The following is a 19,625-nucleotide window of genomic DNA, read 5'->3' as shown; positions in this document are numbered from 1 at the left end:
TGAGCTGGGAATTCCGCGGCCAAGCCGCGGAAGGGAATTTGAAATTAGTCCAATTGCCAGGCTTAAACTTTTTCCAACATTTGTGTAACCAATTGATTTTTAAGTTTCACATAAATGGGGAGCCCATGTTGATAAGGAGGATAAGCTTCTCCCTGAATTAATGGCTCAAGATAACGACGGCATTCTTCCGTGATTCCCATGCCATCTTCGCGAATGAAAGACTCTGGCATGGTTTTTTCTTTATTGGCAACATCAGCGAGAGGAACATGGCCGATGGACCAACGGTAAGGAGAATCTTGTTCGCGTTTGATAATGGGCATGATGGCATTATGGCCGGCTAAAGCCAATTCAACTGCGGCTTTACCCAAGGCGTAAGCTTGTTCCACATCCACTTGAGAGGCAATGTGTCTTGCTGCGCGCTGTAAATAATCAGCAACAGCCCAATGATATTTATAGCCGAGTTCACTTTTGACCAACTGGGCAATAACAGGGGCTACCCCACCTAATTGCGCATGCCCAAACGCATCTCTTAATCCTGCATCGCTTAGAAATTGTCCATTTTCATTACGAATGCCCTCTGAAACAACCACTACGCAATAACCGTATTTTTTTACACAGCCATCGACTTTTTGTAAAAATTGTTGTTGATGGAAGGGGACTTCGGGGAAAAGAATAACATGTGGAGGATCATTGGGATTTTTTCCGGCAAGTCCACTTGCAGCAGCTATCCAGCCAGCATGCCTTCCCATGACTTCAAGAATAAATACTTTGGTTGAGGAAGCCGCCATGGAAGCCACATCATATCCAGCTTCAAGTGTGGATATTGCAATGTATTTGGCAACAGAGCCAAAGCCAGGACATGCATCGGTGAAGGGAAGATCATTATCCACAGTTTTGGGGATGCCGATGCAAGTAATGGGATAACCCATTTCACTGCTTATTTTTGAAACCTTATGAGCCGTATCCTGTGAATCGCCGCCGCCATTGTAAAAAAAATAGCCTATATTGTGAGCTTTGAAGACTTCGATTAGGCGCTCATATTCAGCACCGCTGTCTTTCAATTTGTAACGACAGGAACCGAATGCTCCGGAGGGAGTGTGCAGCAGTTTTGCAATGTCTTCGTCAGTTTCTAATGACGTATCGATTAAATGCTCATTGAGAGCTCCAATAATGCCGTTTTGGGCCGCAAAAATTTTTCCAATCTTTTCCGGATGTAAGCGTGCGGTTTGAATAACCCCACAAGCCGAGGCATTAATAACAGCGGTAACCCCCCCAGATTGCGCATAGATTGCATTTTTGACTGACATGATTTCTCCGTGATTAAATTCAGTTAGATGGGTGCGTCTGATACAGATTGTCAAATTCGTCGATGACTTCGTCAATACTTTGAATTAATTCTGCAAAGACATTTTTAAGTTCATCGGCATGTTTTGCAGTCTTGGCCTGTTTTTCAAGACGAATCACTTGCGTTTGTAAATGTGGAACCCCACAAAAACAACAAGCTCCATGCAGTTTATGAGCAGCACTTTCAAGGCCTTTAATATTGTTATCGTGAAGTAACTGGATAAATTCCTCACGATTTTTGCGCAATTCTTCTACAAATCGGCGAAGAAATTCTTCTGCCAAGGTTTGATTCCCAGAAACCTTCTGTACGCATAAATGCCAGTCAATGGCAGCGGATTTGGATTTGTTGATAATGCGCAATAAACTATTGAGTAGCTGCTTTTCATCGATGGGTTTTTGCAGACAGTAATCGACACCAGCTTTTTTAAGTTTATCCTTGCCAAGATGGCTGCTGTCGGCGCTAATGACAATTATCGGGGTTTGTTTATTTAACATGGATTGATGCCGAATGAGCCGAGCTGCTTCAAGCCCATTCAGTTTCGGCATTTGCAAATCCAGTAAAATCACATGATAGCGCTTACTCTGACAGGCTGTAACTGCTTCTTCACCATCATCCACAATTTCCATATTGCAATGCTCTTGTAATAAGGAAGTCAATAACATTCTATTCACTGGATTGTCTTCGGCAATCAGTACATCAGGTCGTGCAATCCGCAACTGAGAGCGGAGATTATCCAGTTCATGGTTGCTTGAGGTTTGTGAGACCTCGTTCAATACGGATTCAATCGTTTCATGCAATTTTTGAATGCTAATGGGTTTGAACAAGAAGCCTTTCGCACCCAAGGCTTGCGGATTATGAATTACCCATTTGGAGACCAGCACAAAAGGAATGGTTTTCTTTCTTAACACTTGTGCGACTTGTTTTTCACAACCTTCATTCACATTGATGAAAGCGAGGGAGCAATCGCTGTGCTCTTGAAAGGCTTTTTCAAGCTGATTAAAGGCCGTAATGCGGATGCATTCTATGCCCCAATATCCAAGGCCATTGCACATGGCCTCAAGGTATAGGGGATTGTCGTCAAAACAAAGTACTTTCAGATGGTCGAAACGGTGACTTTGCTCTTTTTCGACCTCGTAAGCCGCCAATTTTTCAAGTTTCATCGTGACTGAAAAGGTTGAGCCTTTGTTCAGTTCGCTACTCAGGCTGATTTTACCTTGCATTTGCTCAGCCAGTTTTTTACAAATAACCAAACCTAATCCTGAACCGCCATAGCGTCTGGTGATGCTGGTATCTGCCTGATTGAATGCATTAAATAGCTTGGGTTGATCTTCGGCAGAAATGCCGATTCCAGTATCGCTAACTGACAGACAAATGCTGTAATCTTTGTCAGATTCTTGTTCAATGGAAGTACGAATGAGTACATAGCCATGATCGGTAAATTTAATGGCATTATTAACCAGGTTACTGATGATTTGCTTGATGCGGATGGGATCGCCTAGGACTTTTCGCGGAACATTGATTTCAGTAGCAGGAATCAAATCTAGCCCTTTTTTATGAGCATTGGGCGCCGACAAGGCCAGCACTTCATCAATGCAGGCGCGAATGTCTAAAGGAATACAATCCAAATGCAGTTTACCGGCATCCATTTTTGAGTAATCAAGTGAATTAGTTTCGACTTAATCTGACACAAGTACTTGAAAAAGAGAGAGTTTCCGGTTTTGATAGAAGTGCGAACTTGAAACAAAACCAAAAGGAAAACTCTCATGATAGATAATACAGTTAAAATTATTAAACATAAAGTTGGCTTATTAAACCTTGCTGAAGAATTAGGGAATGTATCTAAGGCATGTAAAGTAATGGGCTTATCCAGAGATACATTTTATCGCTATAAGTCGGCAGTAGAATCGGGAGGAGTTGATGCTTTATTCGATCAAAGCCGAAGAAAACCTAATCTAAAAAATAGAGTAGAAGAAGCAATTGAACTCTCGGTAAGGGAGTATGCGATCGCATTTCCAGCCCATGGTCAGCTTCGTACGAGCAATGAGCTTCGTAAACGGGGTATTTTTGTTTCTCCAAGTGGAGTTCGTAGCATTTGGCTGCGATATGAGCTTGCCAATTTTAAAGACCGCTTAAAAGCATTAGAGGCTAAAGTAGCTTCTGAAGGAATTATATTGACGGAAGCGCAGGTCGTAGCTTTGGAGAAAAAGAAATTTGATGATGAGGCATGTGGTGAAATCGAAACAGCACATCCTGGTTACCTCGGCTCGCAAGATACTTTTTATGTGGGTACGCTTAAAGGAGTCGGTCGCATTTATCAGCAAACTTTTGTTGATACCTATAGTAAAGTGGCATTTGCCAAGCTTTATACGACTAAAACGCCAATTACTTCAGCAGATTTACTGAACGATAAGGTTTTACCCTTCTTCGAACAACACGATTTACCTATACTGCGTATTTTAACAGATAGGGGTACTGAATATTGTGGCAAGGTAGAACAGCATGATTATCAGCTTTATTTGGCAATTAATAACATTGACCATACAAAGACAAAAGCAAATTCACCCCAAACAAATGGGATTTGTGAACGTTTTCATAAAACGATTTTACAGGAGTTTTATCAAGTAACATTCCGAAAGAAAATTTACGAATCAATCGATGAATTGCAAAAAGATCTGGACGAATGGATGGATTACTATAATAATCAACGTACTCATCAGGGTAAAATGTGTTGTGGACGTACTCCAATGCAAACTTTGATAGAGGCTAAACAAATCTGGATGGAAAAATTTATAAACTAAATTTGACCTGACAGACACTTCTTAAAAACCGGTAACTGTCAGATCAAGTTGGAACTACTACAAATCAAGAATATCATTGATGATTGTTAATAAATCCTGCGCTGATGATTTAATGGTTTTGACATAATCCATTTGCAAGCTATCAAGCTTGGATTCCAACAAGACATTGGTAAATCCAATCACACCGTTCATGGGATTCCTGATTTCATGGCTCATATTGGCAATGAATTCGGATTTCTGGCGACTTTTCTCTTCGCATTTTTTCTTTTCTAAAGATAATTCAATATTTTTTTCTTCCAATAACTCCAAACTTTGCTGCAAATCTTCTGTTGCTACTTCAATGTGGTGATTTAAATCCCTAATGGTATTTAAATATTGCTTTTGCAGATGGGCGCAACCTTTTTCTACGATTCCAAGCTCGCCTGGAGTGCCTACACTGATGTGCGTTTCAAATTCATTGCTCAATATTTGTTTCATGCTTCGACGCAATCTCGATATGGGTAGGTAAATGCGTCTAGATAGGAAAAAATGAATGGTTAGACTGATAAGAAGACCCAAAAGAGTAATAAAAATGGTCACGATGTACATCTGATATTGCTTTATCAGCATGGACTGCGTATCTATATCAAGTGATAGCCAACCAAGAATATCATCGGCTTGCAGAGCCATTAAGTAGGGCGATTTATTGAAAGGGCTTGTGGTGTAAAGGTTGTATTTTGGAATGGTGATTGGGGCTACAAAGTTAATGGTATAGGGTTTGGTTTCCTTGCTTTCTATATAATCGCCAGTAAATTTTAGAGGCTTAAATGGTTTTTGTATGGAATGTTTGCCGCCACGATAAGCTACTAATTGCCCCTGCGCATTGTAAAAAGCTATTGCTTTGACTTCAGGGCTGACGATGGATGCATTGATGAGCCCTTGCAACGTTCTCATGTCATTACGCATCATGGCAAATTGGGCGGCGGGTAAAAGCTGGCGAATATAGGCTTCACCCATTTTTGACATTTGCTGGTGCAAGTCTTTGTTGAATTGTCCATTGTAAAACACGGCGAAGAGTAGCGCGACTAAAAAAACAGGGATGAGAGTTGTGATGCGTAATTGGTATTTGATGCCCAGTCTTTTCATAACCTGCACCTGTTATCACAGCAATTTAACGTCTTTGGCACGGCAATTTCCTATGAGCTGTCTAGAAATTTCGATGCAATTTGGCCAAGGCAGCGCCGTTAGCATTCACCTTTTTAATGCACCATGATTAAGCTTAGCAAATTTAAAAACAAGATTTTGCAATAAGCAAGTAAGGAAGCCTAATGTTTATTTGCGTTGATATTAAAGTGGGCTATTATATACCCATTCAAAATGAATGGTATAGCGCAATCTCGGCTTCTGTCAGCAGATCCTGCCGCAGCTGTAACTCTTATGTACGCTTCGTCAATGCATGACTGATTCGCCAGATGCCTACAACGGAGCGTTAAATGGTTGTCAGAACTCGATTTGCCCCCAGCCCTACAGGTTATTTGCATGTAGGCGGGGTACGTACCGCTTTATTTTCCTGGTTGTATGCAAAACATCATCAGGGGCAATTTATTCTTCGCATTGAAGATACGGATCAAGAGCGTTCAACCGCAGAGTCTGTCAAAGCCATTTTAGATGGTATGGCATGGTTAGGACTTCATGCAGACGAGGGTCCTTTTTACCAAACTCAACGTTATGATCGCTATCGAGAAATAGCCCAACGTTTACTGGAAGAAGGCAAAGCTTACCGTTGCGAATGCAGCAAAGAACGTCTTGAAGCCTTGCGAGAAGCACAAATGGCGGCTAAGGAAAAGCCGCGTTATGACGGTCACTGCCGCGATAAACATTTGGCTGCTTCCGACCAACCTCAGGTTATTCGCTTTAAAAATCCACACACAGGCGTGGTGTCATTCAGTGATGAGGTTTATGGCGATATTCATATTGAAAACAGTGAATTGGACGATTTGATTCTGGTGCGTTCAGACGGCCATCCTACCTATAATTTTGCAGTAGTTATTGATGATTGGGATATGCAAATTACCCATGTAATCCGTGGCGATGATCACATCAATAATACACCTCGCCAAATAAATTTATTCAAGGCATTAGGAGCGCCTGTCCCGGTATTTGCGCATTTGCCAATGATTCTTGGAGACGATGGCAAGCGTTTATCCAAACGCCATGGTGCTGTCAGTGTCCTCCAGTTTAAAGAATTGGGATTTTTGCCGCACGCCTTATTAAATTATCTGGTCAGGCTCGGTTGGTCTTATGGGGATCAAGAAATTTTCAGCCTTGAAGAAATGATCAACCATTTTGATCTGCAGAACGTCAGTCGTGGCGTATCCAGTTTTAACTATGAAAAGTTGTATTGGTTAAATCAACATTATCAAAAAAGCGATCCTCCTCAGGAAGTCGCGAAAGCTTTGCAATGGCATTTCCAACAGCGAGGAATTGATCCCGAAGAAGGACCGGATTTAGCCGATTTGGTCAGTATTCAGGCCGAACGATGCAAAACATTAGCTGAAATCTGTGAAAAAAGCCTTTATTTTTATCAAGACGAAGTTGAATACGATGAAGATGCGGTCAAAAAGCATCTAAGACCCGTTATCTTGCAACCTCTCGAGGATTTATACGGGCGCTTTAACCAGCTGCAAAGTTGGGATAAAGACAGTTTACAAAGCTGCATTAACGACGTCAGCGCTGCCTTTGATATAAATCTTGGTAAAATCGCGCAACCCTTGAGGGTGGCTGTTACCGGGAGCAGCATGTCTCCTTCCATAGACATGACGCTTACTTTGTTAGGTAAAGAGAGAACCTTGGCGCGCTTAAAGAAAGGTCTTGAAAGAATTCGTGAGCGAGCATCACAGAGCCCTTCCTGAATCAGATTAGGTCTGTTCCTAAGCTGCGCCCTTGCGCAGCAATTTAATTTAATCCCCACTCAGCTGATACACTTAAAGAGTAGGAATAAATTAAAGGTTAAAAGTGAGAATGAAAAATATTGCGGCCACTGAAGCACCGCAAGGTTTTCTCTACATCCCTGATTTCCTTAAAGGCAATGAGGAAGAAGAGCTCATTACACAGATAAAAAATCTGGAGTGGGAAGAAGTCCGTATGCATGGTGTAACAGCCCGAAGGCGGGTGGTTCATTTCGGCTTAAACTACACCTATGACAATCGCAGCATTAGCCCAACGTCTGCCCCACCTGTTTTTTTGGATTTTGTATTGGAGAGGGCCGCTCACCTGCTCCGAATAAAAACTGAAGAATTGGCAGAAATTTTAATCACTGATTATCCAGCAGGAGCTGGCATAGGTTGGCATCGAGACGCTCCTATGTTCGATAAGGTTTTTGGTGTTTCCTTATTAAATCCATGCACGATGAAGTTTCGACGCAAGCGTGAAGATCATTATCAGTTGTTTAAAATGCCATTGGCTCCCCGCTCGGCTTATGTATTATCTGGCTCGGCTCGTTGGCAATGGCAGCACCACATTCCCTTGGTAAAAATGCAACGTTATTCAATGACTTTCCGGACATTACGCCCTGAACGCTAGGTAATTTGTTCTTCAATGGGCATGTAGTTGGCATTCTTTGGATGATAACTGTCTCTTATTTCAAAATAGGAGGAGGGGATGATTTCCAGTTGTTTGATGTCATCCAGACGCAAATTGCGCCATTGTGGAATCCCGCCGGAAACGCTGCCGCCTGCAATTTGAAAACAATGAAGATGCTCATGACCTCCTAAAATGCCGATTAAATAAGGCTCAACAACCCGCCATTGCTGATGATATAAGACAAGCACCAGGGAATGGCTTCGGATGGCATTTGCAAGAATCTCTTTGACTTTGTTTATCATTGCCTTATCTTTATTGCAAGGTTTTGGTCTATATAGATAGTGTAGTTGCTTGCAATTTTCTTGACTTATTCATATTCATGCGAGAACTGGCATTTAGGAAATAAATATGGCGCAAACATTAAATCAGGAAATTCATCTGTTTAACCAAGCGGCTCTAAAGCAAGAATTAACCGCTGCGTTAATCATTGAAGATCAGCTTGAAGCGATTACCAACGATGTCGTCGATGCCAATCCTTCGGAGGCTGCCAAGGAACTGCAAGTTAAAATTCTGTCTTCCGCTCAGCAATCGATAACTCAAATGCTGCAAGCGGATTCAAGAGAAGCGTTTCTGCTGCATCAGCACCGTCTTCAGCATCTTCTGAATCAAATTAAAAGCGAACTAAATTTAAACGATCAATTGGATGAAGCGCTTGAGGATTACCGTTTTTATCATCACATTCATCAGTTTCTAACCAAGGCAGATACGGTTAATACCAGCCTGATGAATGTCAATTTGCCCGAATGGTTCAAAAAACACCCCTTTTATCCAAAATGGAAAGTGGAGCTTGATTTTTTAAGTGAAGAAACGAATCCCCGCATCTTTGATACGCATCGAAAACTATTGCTGGAAGAATTAGTGGTTAATGAGTCTTACGAAAATTTAGCCACTACAGCATCAATGGCCTTAATTGAGCAAAACATGCGATTACTAAATGGTGCACGCTTGTCTTATCTGAAGGAAAAAAGCAATCGCAACGAATTACTTAAGGATATTGCCTGGATCACCTTAGGTGTTGTCCTTGTTTCAAGTGCTGCAGTTTTAGGGCTTGCTTTTCCACCCTTGATTGTCCCAGGAATCATTATAGGAACTTTGGTTTTGGGCTATGGCGCCCTGGATTTTGCCAAGGAGAGTAAGAGTTTGTATTCAACAATGCAGGGTCAGCATTTGGGTGAACGCGAGCCTTCGAAGTCCACTCTAAATGAATTAACTGAATTGGAGAGACAACTTAGAGGCCCGCAAAGCAATTTTATAAACAGACAGCAGCTGCAAAATCGAAATTGGTCAAAGGAAGAAAAATGGGTGAAAGGGGCAGGCTATGCCTCTTCAGCCGCTGGATTTATTTTGGCTGCAGCGGCTTTGTCTCTTGTTTTTCCTGGACTGGGAGTACCTCTAGCCGCCATTGCTACGGTTTTCTTGTTATCCGTGGCTGTTGCGGTGATTGCGGCAGGACTTTTAAGTTTTCGAATTGTTAAGGAAAGAAAGGCCATCAATGAATTACAAGAGCAACTCAAAGCGGAAACGGTAGGCGATGATAAACTCTTGGAACAACTAAAGACAATCCAACCTGAAATTCAATTAAGCAGTACGGCAAAAGTATTAAAAGAGGAACAATTGCATCAAAAAGACGTTGTAAAAAGAACAAGTCCTGTCTCTCCCGATTTAGACGATGAGGAAGAAGAGGGAGACAATCCAAGAGGTAGAGAGGAGGAGGGAGAGAATCCCATTTCTTTAGAGGGAGAAAGGAATGAAGTAGAGGAAGAGACGATTCCAGAAGACGATTCAAAGGAGGGGGATGAGGATGAGGAAAGGAATAGAGTTTAGGCTAGATTGTAAGGGTTAAGGATAGCACCCTCGAAATCTCAATTAAGTTGCAATAACTGCGAATTATTTTTTAAGTTAAAAGAATGGTCTGCTGATTAAAATTTTAAACCCCTTAACATTCCCTTAAGGAAAAAAAACTACTATTGCATCTATTTTGCTCTGTTAGTTTAAATATGATAATTCTCTACATTCCTTTTGCTAAGGACGAAGCGGGTGATTTAAGCCAGGCAGCCGAGGCTTGGGTAATAAACCATAGAAATAACTCCATTGAATCGATCATGGTTATTCACCACCAAGATGAATTCCGCAGAGCTGAAATACTTTATGCCAGTTCCCTTTACGTGCTCGCCCATGGTTGTGATGATGTAAATATGATTGCTAATCACATCGATGAAACCAAAGGCCAACGAATATCCATATCCACGCTAACGGATCGGTTTAACCAGGATATTTTAGCCATCGCTCACAGCATTGGCTTCATTCACATTTATTGCTGTGGAACAGAGCAAGACAATGAGTTACGAGCGAGACAGTTCCAGTCTGGATACCTAAGGGCAGAAAATAGTCCGATATATTTTTATAAAGGAACAGTATTCTCTCCAGATGCTAGAGGCATGTTATGGTCTTTTGCAGAGAACCATTTTCAACGTGCTGAAAACCGGAGGCGAACCCTGTCCCAGGCCAAAAAAGCCGAAGAGAAAGAGGTAATTCCACCCAAGTTAAGACATCTTTATTCTATGTTTCAAAAAGCAAAAGAAACAAGGCATAAACATTATATTGCCCGATGTAAGAAACATAGGCTGCATTTTTTTGACAATAAAAGGCAAATACAGAGCCTGGATGATTTTGAAGAGCCTTCGGTCTCTGCTTCCGCATGCTAAAAAATAACCATTTGATTGACTTGATGAGCAGTTAAATGCCTTTATGAAAACTCATTTACATTACAGGAACATCTATGTCTAAATTTTATGACAATCAAATAAAACGACAAATGGATTTACAATCCTTTTTTGGGGAATCTCTTGGCAAGGAATTTTCAGAATTGATTCATCGGCAAAGGCAACATTTGGATTTTTTTCTCAAATCCACTTCACCCATGGAAGCTCAACAGCAACTGCAAGCTTATACATTCATGTATCAACAACAACAGCGCCTGCTGCATCTTAGTCTTTTTTCCAGTCTGATGCCCATATACCTTCCCGATTTAGAGGCGCAGGAAATTAAAGATGCATTGAATGAGAAATTCTCTAAAACAGGTATTGAAACAAAAAATTTTGAACCCTCATACCAGCCCGTCTTCAATGCAGAATTTGATGATTTTTATCAGGAGTTACCCGCCCATCCTTTTGATGAAGAGCTTATACTTACATCTTCTGGTTCCGGTTTGCCACTGCTGGAACTTCCTCCCGCTGAGGATTGCGTCTATCCCTCAACTTTGCCACAGTATTCAGGAAGCAACCCCTTGGGATTTTTTGCCTTACCCTCCTCTCAACCTGCCCCTGTGCATCTTCCGAAAGAACAAGATGAGGAAAAAAAATGCCTTACTAACCCTGGAGAACCGTCCAGAGCTTTGTCAGCCAACAAAAGGCTAAGTAACCGAGAAATGGCTACAGAGGAAGTACTTGCTAAAATGGAAGTTTTAAGGAATAAACGGCAAAAGAAAGGACTCAACCAAGAAGAGAGGCAAACGCTTCGCAGATATAGCAATATGATTTCGGCTCGTGAATCACGAGAGCGCCGGGCAAAAAGTTTAGAAAATATTCAAGGGCAACTTGCGGAAGAGGTGAAAAATCGAAAAGAACTCGAGCAGAAAAATGAACGCTTGTTCCATCAATTGAAAGCTGATGTCCAGCTTTTAAGTTTACTCCTTGGCACTATTCCGGAAACATCAGTGGCTATACCAGCTATCGAGAAAAGATTAGCAGAGCTAAATGCAGTGATAGAAGAAAAGTTACAGGAGGATAGCCCTAGGGATGGACTTAGATCTGACTTTGTTTAAGCTCTTGAATTTCTAATAAAAAAGACTATGCTGTAGGTAATGTGGGCCGTTAGCTCAGCTGGTAGAGCAGGAGGCTCTTAACCTCTGTGTCATAGGTTCGATCCCTATACGGCCCACCATTCCTGTTATCCTGTTCTTTAATCTAGCCATTTAGGATACAATGTGACAGTTGTTTCACACTTAGTTTTCTCTTTTTATGAATCAAAATAATGAACAAAAATCCCAAAGCAAAGGCCAGCAATTCGCGTATTTGCTCAGCCAAATAATTTTTATGGGACGATGGATTCAGGCTCCATTATATCTTGGCTTGTTATTGATATTGATGGCCTATGCTTATCGCTTCATTGCCGAGCTCTTTCATTTAATGGGTCATATCCATTCCGCTGACAATACCGAAATCATGTTAGGCGTTTTGGATCTCATTGATGTGGTCATGATTGCTAATTTATTAATTATGGTCATTATGGGAGGGTACGAAACGTTCGTTTCAAAACTGAATTTGTCCAATCATCCGGATCAGCCCGAATGGCTGGATCATATTGATGCTGGAGCAATGAAAATTAAATTAGCACTGGCTTTAATAGGAATTTCTTCCATTCATTTACTCAGGACGTTTATTGATCCAGCCACTCAAAGTACCATGAGTGTCATGTGGCAGGTAATCATTCATTTGACTTTGCTACTATCAGCTCTTGCTATTGCCTATACCAACAAATTGCTTGCGCAGACTTAGCTAAATTTGCCTGATAGCAGACAACAATTTTTAAATTTCTTCTGGCTTCCACAAGGGCAGGGTGCATTGCGGGGTGTTTTAGGCTGCCTAGGGAGGTTTTTTCCTCCTGGTTGGCCACTGGTATAAAACCATAATCCTTCTTGGCATTCAAATTCGCTCAACTCATGAATGCTTTCAAGCTGATCTCCCTCTTTAAATCGAGCCTTGAATTCAACCCAGCCCTTATTGCTGTCTAGAGGATCCAGATAAGAGCGAATCACTTTTAAATCCAGCCATTGAACTCGCCTCGCCCAAGTTGCCGCTTCGATTTCATGAAAGCCCTGTAAGGCGGACCCACGCATGGTTTGTTTTATATAATCTATATTGGCCCGAGTGTAAGCTGTATAACGAGAACGCATCAGTACTTCTGGGGTTTTGGCATTTGCCTTCCCTGTCAGGTATAAGCCACAGCAATCATCATAATTTTTCTTTGAACCACAAGGACATAAATTCATAAAACCCCTTTATAAAATCAAGTATCGGCTTCCTAGAAAAAGAAGAGCTAAGTATAATCGCGCCACCAACGCGCTGCGAAGCAAAATGTGTATAAGGAATATTAAAACATGATTATATTGTACCAATTTCCAGGCATGTGGGGTTTGCCCAATGCAAGCCCTTTTTGTGTCAAACTGGAAACTTATTTGCGCATGGCCGAAATTCCCTATGAAATTCGTTTTGTAATGAATCCCAAAAAATCACCCAAAGGTAAATTGCCTTTCATCAAAATGGATGGGGAACCTTATGCCGATACAGAATTGATTATTAATCACTTGCAAGAAAAATTTGGCTATCCTCTCGACAGGCATTTAAACCATGAACAAAGAGCGTTAAATTTGCTTTTAGAGGCTACATTTTGTGAGCGTCTTTACTGGATAATGCTCTACTTTCGCTGGTTGGATGAGAGTGAGTGGGCTCATGTAAAGCAAGCTTTTTTCGCCAAAATACCCGCTTTTTCCAAGTGGTTTTTACCTTGTATGGTACGCAAAAACATGATCAAAAGTTTAAAGAGTCAGGGTATTGGTCGTCACACTCCTCAGGAAGTTCAGGAGATGGGTTATAGATCCCTTGATGCGGTTGCTGCCATTCTTGCGGATAAAAAATATTTTCATGGGGATGAGTTAACAACAATCGATGCCACAGCTTTCGGTTTTTTGTCGAATATTTTATGGCTACCCTTTGAAGATCCCTTAAAAAAACATGTCCAACAACATCAGAATTTACTGCATTATTGCGATAAAATTTGGACGAATTTCTACCCTGAAATGCCTAAGCCTTTTAATCTGTTTTGATCGTTGAAGGGATAATCTCCAGTTATTCTCTTTGATTTTTCTGGCAATAGGTAGTCTGTGCTTGACTTTGCAATGAGAAATTTATTTGTTAAGATTTACTGGTTTAAATAATAATTGAGGTCAAATATGCCAATCATAAACAGTACTCGCGTGCAGAAAAAAGAAAAAATTAAGGCTGAGATCAGTAGTGAGATTTTTGACATGATCAATGAGTATTGCACTTGGGCAAACATCGATGACGTTGGTTTTTTTATTGAAGAAGCCGCAAGCTTTGTCTTTGCTAAAGATCGTGATTGGAAACAGTATAAAAAAGCTGCTAAAAAACGTGCGGAAACGACTCAAGCTTGAAACCATAAAGGCGCGCATTAGCCGCCTTTATTCCCTTTTCCTAGGGGTGTGACCTCGCATTAATGTAAGAATATTTCTGAGCACTCTCTTTATATGGTCAATTTAAAATCACATGGCTCTTTTTGTTTTCAATTAATTCATGTATAATTCATTTTTAAATTATCCCAAGTGAATAGAATTAAGGTGAAAGTATGCAATCCAAATCCGAGACTTTTAATGAATTACCACCAGAACTTAAAATTGAAACCGCTCAAAATTTATCCAACCGTGATTTAGTAAACTTAGCTCAGACATCAAAATATCATTTGGCTTTGTTTAAACCGGTGATTGATGTTCGTAAATTATTGCATCATGTGACCCGCGGGGAACATGATGCGGTTAAAGCGATGTTAAAGCAGGACATAAATTTAATGTTTAAACGGGGCAAAGTGACCGATTGTTCTGGGCGAGAATTTGAGAACATAAGTGGCTTTGAATACGCACTGTGGGCTCTGGATAAACACATGTGGGCAGCAATGATTGCGTGCATCCCTCAGGATGAAGAAGGCAAAAAGGTATTTGCACGATTGTATGCTCAATACAACAAAGTGAACACGGAGGGAGTCACTTATAGGCTTAATGGAAAAACAATCACTGAACAGCATTTTGATTTCGAAAATACCATCATTAAAGAACTGCAAACGCAAGTAGATTCAATCAACGCGCCAGGAGCTAAAAATTGGGAAGACATAGATAATCAGTGGCGAGAAGGTGTAGGTAGTGCCGAAAATCTTTTTCCTATGCATGTTGTCTATGAGTACTGCTCTAATGAACCTTTTTATCCTGTGCCGAAATTTACCTCGCAGCCTAAATCATCAAAGCAGTTTTATAATTGGATAACTAAAAAGGATGAAAATTGGTTTAGTGTTGATTCTAAGTTGTCGGTTGATTTTGCTATATATAAGGGGCGGTGGGGGGTGCCTGCCGGCGGCCGCTGGGGGCGTGGTGTGCTAGACGATTTGGATGCCATGACGGCATTATGTAAAGTAAGAACAAACGATTTTATCGATCTCAAATCGCAACTTGAAGACCAGATGACGCTAGATAATCATCACCAAGTGTCTCAGATTTGACCGAATTGACATCATGTCGATTAAGCAGTTCGGCGGCGTAAGCCGCCACATGCTTATCCCAGCATGAGTCCAAAAACCATAAAAGCAAGTCCTGGTATAACCAGTGTGCTGCTGTTCTCACCCACCACAGACACCATCGATGCAAGTAACTGATGATGCGCCGGGGAGAAACCCCATCTTTGACCATCCAGTTAACTTGCTCGCGCGCTTTGCGCAATGTTCTTGCATGAGGAACAATGTGTGTTTGCAAAAGAGGCTGCTTTTCGGGTTGCCAAATTGTCTCTACCCCCCCCGATTTGGATTGATTTTGTTCAACTTGCTCCGTGTTAGGAACGTTTACAACAGCCTGTGTCATTGTGGTGTTATCCAAAGGTTGCGTCTTTGGATATTGGATGCCTAAAAAATGGAAGCCTTTATCAATTGACCCAATACGCGTTTTTTTACCGGACAAGCGTAGGCGCCTTTCCTGTAATACTTGCATTAGACGCTGTTTACAGCGATTGAGACTGCGCTTGGTTTGGCACAGGATAAGAATGTCATCCTGATACCGAAAGTAAGCCACATCCATTTCATTGAATGCGTCATCGAGTGGTTTTAAATAAAGGCCACTAAAAAATTGGGATAAAGGGCCGCGTAACGCAATGCCTGTATCTGGATTCTTATAACCTCTTGGTGTTTCAATTGGATTGACTATAATGCGTTCCAACATCAAATTCAGTTTAGGATCATGGTAATGTGCCTGAATATCCTTGACTAATTGATGATGTGAAATAGATTTATAATACGATTTAATATCCGCGCGAATAAGGTACTTTGGCCTCATCTCTTCAAGAACTTTTTTCACTTGCTCCGTTGCATACTTTACCCCGCTTGGACCATGAAGGTGATAACAATTAGGGTTCATGACAAAAGGAAATGTGGGTTTTAATTGGTGCAGCAAAACATGTTGCAGGATACGGTCGGAAAGATGGAGTTGGTCAATCATTTCCTCTGGAAAATAACAACGCTTAAGAAATCGTGGTGTATAACTGCCATCGATTAGGGCATGAACTCCTTCAACTAGCCAATCATCTAATTCTCGTGCTAAAAAATGAATATCATGGTTATGGTGGGCGTGATGTTTTTGTTTATGGATCTTGGCAAACAGTTTCCGGCCTATATCCAGCATTGAAATCAGATCCCAGCGTTTCATACTTTATTTCTATCCTTGCTTCATCCAGGAATCCATTTATCTGTTTTTATTAATGGAACACCCAATAACGAGTCCTCCAACTTGACTGCTAAACCAGGTATTATATTATCGCCATTTTAAAACGGATTTGTAGTAATTGATATGGCTGAAGTGATTGCTGTAAATGGTGATGAATTAGTGTTGCAAGTACGGGTTAAACTTGATGGCTCCATGCTGAATATGGAGGAGGCCATTCAATCCGCAGTCAATGAAGTGGGGAGTCTTGCAACAGCAGAGGCATTAAAGCGGTTTGATACCACTGGGGCACCTATTCAAATAGGCAATGTTCGGATGACAAGCAAGGGGAAAGTCCGAAAATGTTATGAGACACCTTATGGTGCTGTTCATTTGGAGCGTTACGTTTATCAAACCTCATCTGGAGGAAAAACCTACTGTCCTTTAGATGAACGAGCACGAACTCTTATCAGTTCAACGCCACGCTTTGCTAAACAAGTTTCTAGTAAATACTCACAACTCAGTGCACAAGAGGTCATGGATGATTTTAAAACCAATCATGGCCGTCCAGTAGCCCGTTCTTTTCTACAAAATATTGTGGATGTGGTGGGCTCAATTGCTCAAGCTGTGGAAGCAGACTGGATGTATGAAACGCCTAAAATTGATGACGTCGTTAGCACGGTATCTGTGAGTCTTGATGGTACTTGTGTGCTCATGGTCAATGAAGGTTGGCGAGAAGCCATGACAGGAACAATTACTTTGTATAATAAGATTGGAGAACGATTGCATACTATTTATTTAGGGGCAGCGCCAGAATATGGCAAGGCGAACTTTTTGGAGCGTCTTGAGCGAGAGGTGTACCGCATTAAATTGCAATACCCTAACGCAACCTATGTGGGTATTGCTGATGGTGCACGAGTGAATTGGGATTTTTTAGAGAGCCATACCCAATATCAAGTGCTCGATTTTTTTCATGCAACTGAATATCTTGCACAAGCTTCTCATGCCATGCATCCAATCGATACTTCACTGCGGAAAATTTGGCTCGATTTAGCCTGTCACCGATTAAAACATGAGTTTAATGCAGCCTCCCAATTGCTTAGTGAAATGAGTAACATGCTACCCAATAGACAAAAACAGGGGCTTGTTGACAAACTAAAAAGTGCAATTACTTATTTTAAAAATCAAAGGCAACGAATGGATTATAACTTTTATCAAATGAACAATTTGCCCATTGGCTCGGGGGTTACCGAAGCGGCTTGCAAGACTCTCATTAAACAACGCCTCTGCCAATCAGGAATGAAGTGGAAAAATCAGGGTATTTCAATGGTTCTGCATTTAAGAGCGCTAATATCAACCAAAGGTCGGTGGGAACAATTTTGGGAGCGTATTAATCAAGCAGGTTTGATCGGTCTGGCAGAAATTTGCTAATTATTTATAAGAAACAAAACAGTACATTAATTCGAGGTCATACCCTTTCCTAGATGCAATGACTACAGTTTAAGACTAATCCATAACAGAAAATCCATTTTCTGTTTGTTTTCTAAATTAATTGTTACCACATTTTTGCCAAGTGTTTGCTCGCTGCACTAAAGGAATCCGAACAGAAACGTATTACTTGCGAGTAATCCTGATGAGAACAATGTGTACACAAACATTCCACGATTTTTTCGACGGCCTCTTTTTCTGAGGTTCCGTTTAAGCGAATTAAAGGGTTTTGATTTAACAGCGCTCCAAAAGTAAACAGATACCTTTCTGGGCTTGGTATGTTCTTGCTGAAATGGCTATAGGCAATCAATGGCGAGGTCTTCCCTTGATTGAGTAAAGGAAGAAAGCAGTGCAATAAATCGGCATACTGTGTCGACAATTTTTCAAGCCTCAAACTCGGGTTTGGGACTAGGCCATCCCTGCTCGCGGGGGCTAGTTGTGCGGCTCTTTGGAAACATGAGATTGCCAGGTTGAACGAAGGATGTGGTACTGTGGATTGTCCATTGGATTCTTGCGATTTCAGGGCTGCTAAAAGCAACACATGGCCTAATTTTTCAAAATTCAAAGCCTTTTGCCCTTCCTGGGAAATGGTTGCATGAGTTCTCGCGTAAGACTCTTTCCATTCCTCTAACTTTTGATAAATGCTTTCGCTGTCATTGCGATAATCAATTGCAGGTTTTTGGGCTAATTCGCTGCTTGAGTGAACAGAAAATTGAAATCCAGTGTTTGAATGAAATTCAGTAACGGGTGACATTGGGGTTGATAAAAGAGTAAGGGCGCTGGCAATTTGCATGAGCTCTGGGGAATCAGATGTTTTTTCTGTGACAGTTGCGGCAGTTGTGGCTTTTTGATGAACCTCATCCATCGCCAAAGAAGGCTGGGCAGTTTCTCTGCCTTCAACTTCCCGGGAGCGCGCTGGCAATTGGCTGCTCATTTTTTTTCTGGGTCGTGAGCTGTGCTTTTCTTTTTGGGCTTTAGCACTTTCTTTTGCCGGGATTTCCTTTTCTTCGTGAATGATAATTTTCTTGCGTTTTTTCTGTGCTTGCTTTTCTAATCTACGGTCACGGGTTGCCGTTAATTCCCTGGTGGCCGGCTTGGGCTCTGGGGCTTGGATTTTAGCAAGTAAGCCTTTTGCTTCTTCCAATCGGTTTTGAATGTGATTGCGGAATTCAGTTCCAAGTCCCAGATGTTCATCGTAATTTCTGCGATAATTACTAAGAATCAACTGTGAAAAATCGTTATATTTCTGAATTACTTCCTTCAAGGCATCCACAACATTTGCTCCTTGATTAGCCGCTAATTCTTTTTGAATGAAAAAAAACTTCAATTCAGCATAATGAAAATTGAGTTTCTTCTGTAAAAAAATGCCTTTGAGGTTTTGTTGTGAAAGCTCGCCTAAGTTAAAGGGAGGGATTAAGGAAATGGCTTTAAGTACATGTTCGTAACATGCATTTGCTTTGCCTAGCAAAGTTTTAATGGAACTTAACTCACTGGCCTCTTTTATTGAATAGGCATAATCCACGTAACTTTGAGCGATGGTAAAAAGAACATTAGAGCAATTAAGCAGTTCCTGGTGACCTGCTTTATTCAATTTCTTAATTTCTTTCGCAGGAACCTCTTCGAAAAGTTTTAAGTTGTCTTCTAAAGCTTTGATGTCTTTCTTTTGTAGGAATTGTTCATAATTACGCGTGACTTGTGCTAATAATTGTTCTAATTTCATTACGAATCCTAGGGGATTAAAAAGCAAAGACCGTCATTATATGGTTAATTTATTAACGCAAGCTTAAGTAATGGAAAGGGATCTTAAATCCACAATCTCAAGGAAATCTCTTCAAGATTTGGA

Annotated in this window: 15 protein-coding genes, 1 tRNA gene and 3 pseudogenes; 12 read left to right on the top strand and 7 right to left on the bottom strand. The window is 41.1% G+C overall.

Going from position 1 to position 19,625, the window contains the following annotated elements:
* Positions 1-62: 62 nt before the first annotated feature.
* Both EL203_RS10255 and EL203_RS10250 read right to left on the bottom strand, forming a co-directional pair.
* Positions 63-1,307 carry a 6-phosphofructokinase gene (locus tag EL203_RS10255; protein ID WP_058472076.1) on the bottom strand — a complete coding sequence of 415 codons (1,245 nt, stop codon included), beginning with the start codon at positions 1,305-1,307 and terminating at the stop codon, positions 63-65.
* A 19-nt stretch (positions 1,308-1,326) separates the two neighbouring features.
* Positions 1,327-3,006 (bottom strand): annotated as a pseudogene (locus tag EL203_RS10250) (ATP-binding protein); the annotation flags it as partial.
* 102 nt (positions 3,007-3,108) lie between these two features.
* Between EL203_RS10250 and EL203_RS10245 the strand changes: the two are divergent.
* Positions 3,109-4,168: pseudogene (locus EL203_RS10245) on the top strand (IS481 family transposase).
* A 38-nt stretch (positions 4,169-4,206) separates the two neighbouring features.
* Here EL203_RS10245 and EL203_RS10240 read toward each other — a convergent pair.
* Positions 4,207-5,268 (bottom strand): annotated as a pseudogene (locus EL203_RS10240) (histidine kinase dimerization/phospho-acceptor domain-containing protein); the annotation flags it as partial.
* Positions 5,269-5,615: 347 nt separating this feature from the next.
* Between EL203_RS10240 and gltX the strand changes: the two are divergent.
* Both gltX and EL203_RS10230 read left to right on the top strand, forming a co-directional pair.
* The gene (gene gltX / locus EL203_RS10235) at positions 5,616-7,034 is read left to right on the top strand and encodes a glutamate--tRNA ligase (RefSeq protein WP_058472078.1); all 1,419 of its coding nucleotides are present in this window, start codon (positions 5,616-5,618) and stop codon (positions 7,032-7,034) included.
* 109 nt (positions 7,035-7,143) lie between these two features.
* Positions 7,144-7,704, top strand: coding sequence for an alpha-ketoglutarate-dependent dioxygenase AlkB (locus EL203_RS10230; RefSeq protein ID WP_058472079.1), 561 nt, complete (start codon positions 7,144-7,146; stop codon positions 7,702-7,704).
* Here EL203_RS10230 and EL203_RS10225 read toward each other — a convergent pair.
* On the bottom strand, positions 7,701-8,006 hold the full coding sequence (locus EL203_RS10225; RefSeq protein WP_058472080.1) for a WYL domain-containing protein: 306 nt from the start codon (positions 8,004-8,006) through the stop codon (positions 7,701-7,703). The genes EL203_RS10230 and EL203_RS10225 overlap by 4 nt on opposite strands.
* Before the next feature lie 106 nt (positions 8,007-8,112).
* Between EL203_RS10225 and EL203_RS10220 the strand changes: the two genes are divergently transcribed.
* The 5 genes from EL203_RS10220 to EL203_RS10200 all read left to right on the top strand — a co-directional run bounded on the left by EL203_RS10220 (position 8,113) and on the right by EL203_RS10200 (position 12,320).
* A complete protein-coding gene (locus EL203_RS10220) occupies positions 8,113-9,588 on the top strand; it encodes a hypothetical protein (RefSeq protein ID WP_058472081.1) in 1,476 nt (491 codons plus the stop codon).
* 173 nt (positions 9,589-9,761) lie between these two features.
* Complete coding sequence (locus tag EL203_RS10215) at positions 9,762-10,469, top strand: hypothetical protein (RefSeq protein ID WP_058472082.1); 708 nt, start codon at positions 9,762-9,764, stop codon at positions 10,467-10,469.
* Between the two features lie 74 nt (positions 10,470-10,543).
* A complete protein-coding gene (locus EL203_RS10210; RefSeq protein ID WP_058472083.1) occupies positions 10,544-11,587 on the top strand; it encodes a bZIP transcription factor in 1,044 nt (347 codons plus the stop codon).
* A gap of 43 nt (positions 11,588-11,630) precedes the next feature.
* Positions 11,631-11,706, top strand: a tRNA-Lys gene (locus EL203_RS10205).
* A 77-nt stretch (positions 11,707-11,783) separates the two neighbouring features.
* Entirely contained in the window at positions 11,784-12,320 is a 537-nt protein-coding gene (locus EL203_RS10200; RefSeq protein WP_058472084.1) for a TIGR00645 family protein, read from the top strand.
* Here EL203_RS10200 and EL203_RS10195 read toward each other — a convergent pair.
* Entirely contained in the window at positions 12,317-12,814 is a 498-nt protein-coding gene (locus EL203_RS10195) for a YchJ family protein (protein ID WP_058472085.1), read from the bottom strand. The two genes, EL203_RS10200 and EL203_RS10195, sit on opposite strands and share 4 nt — an antisense overlap.
* A 108-nt stretch (positions 12,815-12,922) precedes the next feature.
* Here EL203_RS10195 and EL203_RS10190 point away from each other — a divergent pair, with 108 nt between their 5' ends.
* The 3 genes from EL203_RS10190 to EL203_RS10180 all read left to right on the top strand — a co-directional run bounded on the left by EL203_RS10190 (position 12,923) and on the right by EL203_RS10180 (position 15,108).
* Positions 12,923-13,648 carry a glutathione S-transferase family protein gene (locus EL203_RS10190; RefSeq protein WP_058472086.1) on the top strand — a complete coding sequence of 242 codons (726 nt, stop codon included), beginning with the start codon at positions 12,923-12,925 and terminating at the stop codon, positions 13,646-13,648.
* Between the two features lie 126 nt (positions 13,649-13,774).
* Positions 13,775-13,996 (top strand): hypothetical protein, encoded by a 222-nt coding sequence (locus EL203_RS10185; RefSeq protein ID WP_058472087.1) that lies wholly within the window; start codon positions 13,775-13,777, stop codon positions 13,994-13,996.
* 191 nt (positions 13,997-14,187) lie between these two features.
* Positions 14,188-15,108, top strand: coding sequence for a hypothetical protein (locus tag EL203_RS10180; RefSeq protein WP_058472088.1), 921 nt, complete (start codon positions 14,188-14,190; stop codon positions 15,106-15,108).
* Here the strand turns inward: EL203_RS10180 and EL203_RS10170 are convergent.
* Complete coding sequence (locus EL203_RS10170) at positions 15,047-16,300, bottom strand: reverse transcriptase domain-containing protein (protein WP_232003933.1); 1,254 nt, start codon at positions 16,298-16,300, stop codon at positions 15,047-15,049. The genes EL203_RS10180 and EL203_RS10170 overlap by 62 nt on opposite strands.
* 141 nt (positions 16,301-16,441) lie before the next feature.
* Between EL203_RS10170 and EL203_RS10165 the strand changes: the two genes are divergently transcribed.
* Positions 16,442-17,725, top strand: a complete 1,284-nt coding sequence (locus EL203_RS10165; RefSeq protein WP_058472089.1) for an ISKra4 family transposase — start codon at positions 16,442-16,444, stop codon at positions 17,723-17,725.
* 124 nt (positions 17,726-17,849) lie between these two features.
* Here the strand turns inward: EL203_RS10165 and EL203_RS10160 are convergent, their stop codons facing one another.
* The gene (locus tag EL203_RS10160; protein WP_058472090.1) at positions 17,850-19,502 is read right to left on the bottom strand and encodes a hypothetical protein; all 1,653 of its coding nucleotides are present in this window, start codon (positions 19,500-19,502) and stop codon (positions 17,850-17,852) included.
* Positions 19,503-19,625 lie beyond the last annotated feature (123 nt).

The sequence above is a fragment of the Legionella jordanis genome (assembly GCF_900637635.1).
Taxonomy (GTDB): domain Bacteria; phylum Pseudomonadota; class Gammaproteobacteria; order Legionellales; family Legionellaceae; genus Tatlockia; species Tatlockia jordanis.
The sequence above is the reverse complement of the archived record's forward strand: the minus strand, read 5'-3'. Positions and strand labels throughout refer to the sequence as shown.

What these genes read in the sequence shown, in the direction of transcription:
- gltX (WP_058472078.1), top strand. Translation starts at nt 5,616, where the DNA reads ATGGTTGTCAGAACTCGATTTGCCCCCAGCCCTACAGGTTATTTGCAT.
- EL203_RS10210 (WP_058472083.1), top strand. Translation starts at nt 10,544, where the DNA reads ATGTCTAAATTTTATGACAATCAAATAAAACGACAAATGGATTTACAA.
- EL203_RS10215 (WP_058472082.1), top strand. Translation starts at nt 9,762, where the DNA reads ATGATAATTCTCTACATTCCTTTTGCTAAGGACGAAGCGGGTGATTTA.
- EL203_RS10220 (WP_058472081.1), top strand. Translation starts at nt 8,113, where the DNA reads ATGGCGCAAACATTAAATCAGGAAATTCATCTGTTTAACCAAGCGGCT.
- EL203_RS10200 (WP_058472084.1), top strand. Translation starts at nt 11,784, where the DNA reads ATGAATCAAAATAATGAACAAAAATCCCAAAGCAAAGGCCAGCAATTC.
- EL203_RS10230 (WP_058472079.1), top strand. Translation starts at nt 7,144, where the DNA reads ATGAAAAATATTGCGGCCACTGAAGCACCGCAAGGTTTTCTCTACATC.
- EL203_RS10180 (WP_058472088.1), top strand. Translation starts at nt 14,188, where the DNA reads ATGCAATCCAAATCCGAGACTTTTAATGAATTACCACCAGAACTTAAA.
- EL203_RS10160 (WP_058472090.1), bottom strand. Translation starts at nt 19,502, where the DNA reads ATGAAATTAGAACAATTATTAGCACAAGTCACGCGTAATTATGAACAA.
- EL203_RS10190 (WP_058472086.1), top strand. Translation starts at nt 12,923, where the DNA reads ATGATTATATTGTACCAATTTCCAGGCATGTGGGGTTTGCCCAATGCA.
- EL203_RS10195 (WP_058472085.1), bottom strand. Translation starts at nt 12,814, where the DNA reads ATGAATTTATGTCCTTGTGGTTCAAAGAAAAATTATGATGATTGCTGT.
- EL203_RS10170 (WP_232003933.1), bottom strand. Translation starts at nt 16,300, where the DNA reads ATGAAACGCTGGGATCTGATTTCAATGCTGGATATAGGCCGGAAACTG.
- EL203_RS10255 (WP_058472076.1), bottom strand. Translation starts at nt 1,307, where the DNA reads ATGTCAGTCAAAAATGCAATCTATGCGCAATCTGGGGGGGTTACCGCT.
- EL203_RS10225 (WP_058472080.1), bottom strand. Translation starts at nt 8,006, where the DNA reads ATGATAAACAAAGTCAAAGAGATTCTTGCAAATGCCATCCGAAGCCAT.
- EL203_RS10185 (WP_058472087.1), top strand. Translation starts at nt 13,775, where the DNA reads ATGCCAATCATAAACAGTACTCGCGTGCAGAAAAAAGAAAAAATTAAG.
- EL203_RS10165 (WP_058472089.1), top strand. Translation starts at nt 16,442, where the DNA reads ATGGCTGAAGTGATTGCTGTAAATGGTGATGAATTAGTGTTGCAAGTA.